The sequence below is a fragment of the Paenibacillus residui genome (assembly GCF_042677205.1).
GTDB lineage: Bacteria > Bacillota > Bacilli > Paenibacillales > NBRC-103111 > Paenibacillus_L > Paenibacillus_L residui.
This window is the reverse complement of record NZ_JBHTIU010000046.1, coordinates 1-5,953: the sequence shown is the minus strand read 5'-3', so window position 1 is coordinate 5,953 and position 5,953 is coordinate 1. Positions and strand designations below refer to the sequence as shown.

The window sequence follows — 5,953 nt, the reverse complement described above, 5'->3', positions numbered from 1 at the left end:
AGATCGGCGCGAAATTTGTTCAAGCCGCCAAATGGTTCCCTTCATCGAAAATGTGCTCATGTTGTGGTCAGATCAAGCCAAACCTGAAACTATCTGATCGCACCTATGAATGCACTTGCGGACATGTGATCGACCGCGACTTGAACGCGGCGATCAACCTATCTAAATTGGCGGTCTGACACGTATCTCGTCATCGCCAATATGTAGGATTCGTTGCATCCGAATTTACGCCTGTGGAGTGTCATACCAAACGCGAGTAGTTCCGGCAAAAGCGGACACGGCGAAACAGGAAGCAAACAAGGATTTATAGACTTTTATAAGTTCTTGGCAACGGGATGAACTGTGGAATTGGACATTCGTAAATGGAAGCACGTGTTTAAGCTGGACCCCGACCGGAGCCTCTCCGATGAACAATTGGAGAAGATATGTCTATCCGGGACAGACGCCGTTATTGTAGGCGGCTCTTCGGGGGTTACCTTTGATAATACCGTTGAACTTCTCGGAAGAGTGCGAAGGTTTGAGCTTCCCTGCGCTTTGGAAATATCTTCGATGGATGCGATTGTACCCGGCTTCGACCTGTATTTGATTCCGGTAGTTCTGAATACACCGGACGGACAATGGATAACCGGGCATCATCAACAAGCGATCCGGGAATACGGGGCGATGATGAATTGGGATGCGGTCATTCCGGAAGGTTATATCATTATGAATGGGCAATCGACAGCAGCCTTGGTAACCGGGGCCGATTCGATTCTGGATAACAAGGATCTCGCGGCTTACGCCCGAATGGCTGATAAACTGTTCCGGTTTCCGATTGTTTATGTAGAATATAGCGGTACGTTCGGTAATATGGATTGGGTCGCCCAAGTACGGGAAGCGCTGGAGGATGCCCGGTTGTTCTATGGCGGCGGGATTGATGGACCCGACAAGGCCCGGCAGGCGTCAGGTTGTGCGGATACCATCGTAGTTGGAAATTTGATTTATGAGAATCTGGAGCAGGCGCTGGCTACCGTGGAGGCTATCCGTTACGATCGTCCGGAGGATGCCCGGGAGTAGCGGCAGATGTTCCAGACTTTCTAGACAATCCAAGCAGAAAGGTTAATTAATATGATTAATTCTGTTCATGATATTTTTCAGGCAATCGACAAGTTAAATCCGGAGCAGAAGCAGGCTGTTCAGAGCGTGGACGGTCCGCTTCTGATTATGGCCGGGGCAGGTAGCGGGAAGACCCGGGTGTTAACCCATCGTATCGCTTATTTGATTGCCACCGGCAAAGCGGCTCCCTGGAGCATACTGGCTATTACCTTTACGAATAAAGCCGCTCGGGAAATGCAGGAAAGAGTGGAGAAGCTGGCCGGCTCTGCCGCCCGCGACATCTGGGTATCGACCTTTCACTCCATGTGCGTCCGAATACTTCGCAGAGACATCTCACGCATCGGATATACCTCGAATTTCTCCATTCTGGATTCGGCCGATCAATTGTCGGTTATCCGTTCCTGTGTTAAAGAGTTGAACATAGATCCGAAAAAGTTCGACCCCAAGGCCATTCAGGCAGCAATCAGCAGCGCCAAGAACGAGTTAATATCCCCTGAGCGATTTGAAAGCCAAATCGGAGACTATTTCCAAGGCATTGTCGCGAAGGTTTATACGATGTATCAGAAGAAACTGAAGAGCAATAACTCTCTTGATTTTGACGATTTGATCATGAAGACCATCGAGCTGTTCGAGGAAGTTCCGGAAGTGCTGGAGTTTTACCAGAATAAATTTCTTTACATTCATGTGGATGAATACCAGGATACGAACCGTGCGCAATATTTGCTCTGTCGGATGATTGCGGATAAGCATCACCGGATCTGTGTGGTAGGAGACAGCGACCAATCGATCTATCGGTGGAGAGGGGCGGATATTTCTAATATTTTGAATTTCGAGAAGGATTACCCGGAGACGAAAACGATCTTATTGGAGCAGAATTACCGGTCTACCGCCAATATTCTGAATGCGGCCAATGCAGTAATAGCGAATAATGCCGGGAGGAAGGACAAGCAGTTATGGACCGATAAGGGAGATGGTCCCAAGATCAAGTTCTACCAGGCCGACTCGGAACATGCCGAAGGGTATTATGTCGCTTCGGAGATTAATAAAGGCAGGAATGCGGGCAGAAGCTATTCCGATTATGCGATCCTATACCGTACCAATGCGCAGTCCCGTGTAATCGAGGAAATTTTGATTAAATCGGATATTCCTTATCAAATTATCGGCGGCATCAAGTTCTATGACCGGAAAGAAATTAAAGACTTGCTCGCTTATCTGCGTTTGATTTCAAATCCGGATGACGACATTAGTTTCAGCCGTATCGTCAATGTTCCGAAGCGGGGGATCGGGGATACGACCCTGGATCGATTAGCCGAACAGGCGGCGGCACGCGGAGTTTCCCTCTTTGCGCTGCTGGAGGATGTAGATTCGCTGGAGATCAGCTCCCGTGCCAAAGGGGCGCTTCGGGAATTTAGAGAGATGATTGCGAACCTGCATTACATGGTTGAGTATCTATCCGTTACCGAACTGACGGAGGAGATGCTGAACCGAACCGGCTATCGTATGGAGCTGGAGCGGGAAGCAACCATTGAAGCCAAGACCAGACTAGAGAACATTGACGAGTTTTTATCCGTAACCCTGGAGTTTGAAAATCGAAATGAAGATAAATCTCTTGTCTCGTTCCTGACGGATCTGGCTTTGATTGCGGATATCGACACCATGGATAAAGAAGATGACGGGACTTCCGGCAGCGCAGTCGTATTAATGACCATGCACAGCGCGAAAGGATTGGAATTTCCGTTTGTTTTCATTATAGGTATGGAAGAGGGAGTGTTCCCCCATAGCCGGGCCCTGATGGACAATACGGAGCTAGAGGAAGAGCGTCGTCTCGCTTATGTCGGTATTACTCGGGCTGAGGAGCAGCTGTATCTATCTTGTGCCCGGATGCGGGTTTTATTCGGACGCACAAGCAGTAACCCTCCATCCCGGTTCTTGAGGGAAATTCCGGAAGAGCTTCTGGAAAATGACTCCCCTTCGGAGGACCGCTATGGGCGGATACAAGGGGGATCCTTCGCCGGGTTGAACCGTTCGCCCGGTGGAATGGCCGGCGCGGCCAAACCTTACAACCGTACTAAACCGGCGGCTCCTGCCGTTAATAACGTAACGGATTTTCATAATGGCGACAAGGTTCAGCACGGCAAGTGGGGAACGGGCGTTATTGTGGCGGTTAAAGGCAGCGGCGATGATATGGAGCTGCAGATCGCTTTCCCTGCACCGGTCGGTGTGAAGAGATTGCTTGCCAAATTCGCCCCGATTACTAAAGTATAAAATCATGAGAGCTTGTCGGCGGGGATCCGTTGTGTACATTGATTTTCAAATTTGGAAGCGGGATGACCATTTGGAAAGGATGAATTGCCTGTGGAAGAACAATTCAAAGAAATGAGAGCGTTAATTGAGGAAATCAATCGGCACAATTATCTGTATTATACAATGGACTCTCCGGAATTATCCGATCCGGATTATGACAAGCTGTATGACCGTCTGGTCCAGCTGGAGAAGGAGACCGGGACGGTATTTCCCGATTCCCCTACTCAAAGGGTTGGCGGAGAGCTGCTGAAGGGGTTCGAGCCTCACAAGCACCGGGCACGTCTATGGAGTCTGGACAAAGCTCAAAATGAAGAAGGGCTGATGGCTTGGTATCAGCGTATTCAGAAGCTGATCCAGCAATATAATCAAGCCAACCCGGATCATCCGCTGCCTCCGTTATCGTTTGTGGTGGAGTTGAAATTCGACGGACTAACCTTAAATTTGACTTATGATAGAGGCACTTTGGTACAGGCGGCCACCAGGGGAAACGGAACGGTCGGTGAAGGGATACTGGCGCAGGTTCGGACTATTCGGTCCGTACCGCTAACCATTCCTTATAAGGATGGAGTTATTGAAGTTCAAGGAGAAGGACTGATGTTCCTATCGGTTCTTGAGGAATATAACAAGACGGCGGAGGAACCGCTTAAGAATGCGCGGAATGCCGCAGCCGGCGCCCTTAGAAACCTTAATCCGGCGGTAACGGCCTCCCGCAAGCTGGATGCCTTTTTCTACAACGTCGGTTTTTCGGATGCCAAAGCCTTCGCTACCCATGAACAGATGCTTGAATTTTTGCGCGAGAACCGTTTTAAAGTAAATCCGCATACCCGGTTGGTTCACTCGATAGAGGAGGTCAAGGAGGAGCTTGCCGTAATTACGGAGAAACGCCATGAACTGGATTATTTGCTGGATGGCGCCGTGATTAAGATCAATGATCTTCGGACCCGTGAAGTATTGGGCTATACGGAGAAGTTCCCCCGCTGGGCGATTGCATTTAAGTTTGAGGCGGAGGAAGCTACAACCATTCTCCGGACAGTTTCCTGGGAAGTAGGAAGGACCGGGAAGCTGACTCCGGTGGCAACGGTGGATCCGGTTGAATTGGCCGGGGTAACCGTGCAAAGATGCACCTTGAACAATATCGGGGATATTGAACGCAAGGATTTAAAAAATGCTTTGGGCAGCCTTGTCTATATTAGAAGATCTAATGACGTCATCCCGGAAATATTAGGACGGGCTACGGATGCCGAGGACGGAGAAGAAATCCTTTATCCGGAAACATGTCCCGCTTGCGGTTCGGAGCTTGTTCAGAGGGGCGCCCATATCTTTTGCCCTAACCGGCTGAAATGTCCTCCTCAGTTAGTTGGTCGTATCACTCATTTTGCTTCCAGGGATGCCATGGATATCGAAACCTTCAGTGTCGCTACGGCTGAACAGCTTTATCAGGAGCTGGGAGTCAGGGATCCGGCCGATTTGTTTAGTCTTACTTTCGACCAGTTAGTTGGCTTGGAGCGGTTCGGCGAGAAGAAAGCCGGTAATTTGCTGGCAGCGATTGAGAAAAGCAAGGACTGCGATCTGGGTTCTTTCCTGTTCGCGCTGGGAATCCCCAATACGGGGAAGACGACCGCGAAGGAACTGGCCGATCATTACCGGAGTCTGGACAAGGTAATGAGCGCTTCCGCAGAAGAGCTGATGCAGATTCCCGATATTGGGGAGATCGTAGCGGAGAGCATTGTAGGCTTCTTTGCCGATCCGCTGATGCGTTCCAGTATTGAAAGAATGCTGGCGGCGGGTGTGCGTCCGCATGTTGAGGAACAGGCTGCAGCGATTAACGAGAATAATCCGTTCTACGGTAAAACGGTCGTGATTACGGGGACGATGGAATCTTTCGGAAGAGATGAGGCGACGAAGAAGCTGGAGGCGTTGGGTGCAAAGGTTACTGGCAGTGTGTCCAAGAAAACCGACATGGTCATTGCGGGTGCAAATGCCGGAAGCAAACTGGCCAAAGCCCGCGATTTAGGTATCCAGGTGGTCGACGATGAGCAGCAGTTTTTGCAGATGTTAGGAGAAAGCGGCCAATAAGCCGGACATTGCTAAAAGCGTAAAAAAAGATGCTCCAATTCCGGATTTTTGGGAGTTGGGGTGTCTTTGTAGTTGGCAATTTTATAGAAAGGAATACAATAAATGTTTCAAAAGGCGTACAAGGTTTTATAAAAAAGTATAGGGCAAGATATTCCTATTGATTTCTGAGTGGGACCATGATATATTAGTTTTCGCCCATTCGGAGCGGGACTGTCCATATGGAAGTCCGGGATGGCTGGAAAGACGAATAAAATGTTGTCCATGCTTTCTCTGCTCTATCCAACAAATGGGAAATAAAAAACAGTTGACTTTAGGCTGGAGTGCTGGTAAGATATTATCTTGTCACCACAAATGAAACAGCAGGTTGACGAAAGCTCTTTGAAAACTGAACAAATGATTTCAATAACGAAACAAGCCAGTGCGTATACGGTTTTCGGACCGTATCCACGTCAATGAATGAACGAATTAATGAGCTAAT

4 protein-coding genes are annotated in these 5,953 nt (G+C 49.1%); all 4 read left to right on the top strand.

Translation table 11 applies throughout. The features are described 5' to 3' along the window. Window positions 1-179: zinc ribbon domain-containing protein (locus tag ACFQ03_RS14630; protein ID WP_379286640.1), on the top strand; the 179-nt coding region annotated here is incomplete at its 5' end. A gap of 163 nt (window positions 180-342) precedes the next feature. Continuing rightward, window positions 343-1,056, top strand: coding sequence for a heptaprenylglyceryl phosphate synthase (locus tag ACFQ03_RS14625; RefSeq protein ID WP_379289011.1), 714 nt, complete (start codon window positions 343-345; stop codon window positions 1,054-1,056). Between the two features lie 51 nt (window positions 1,057-1,107). Continuing rightward, window positions 1,108-3,360: a DNA helicase PcrA gene (gene pcrA, locus ACFQ03_RS14620; RefSeq protein ID WP_379289009.1), complete on the top strand. Its 2,253-nt coding sequence runs from the start codon at window positions 1,108-1,110 to the stop codon at window positions 3,358-3,360. A gap of 111 nt (window positions 3,361-3,471) precedes the next feature. After that, a complete protein-coding gene (gene ligA / locus ACFQ03_RS14615; RefSeq protein WP_379289013.1) occupies window positions 3,472-5,475 on the top strand; it encodes an NAD-dependent DNA ligase LigA in 2,004 nt (667 codons plus the stop codon). The last annotated feature ends 478 nt before the right edge of the window (window positions 5,476-5,953 follow it).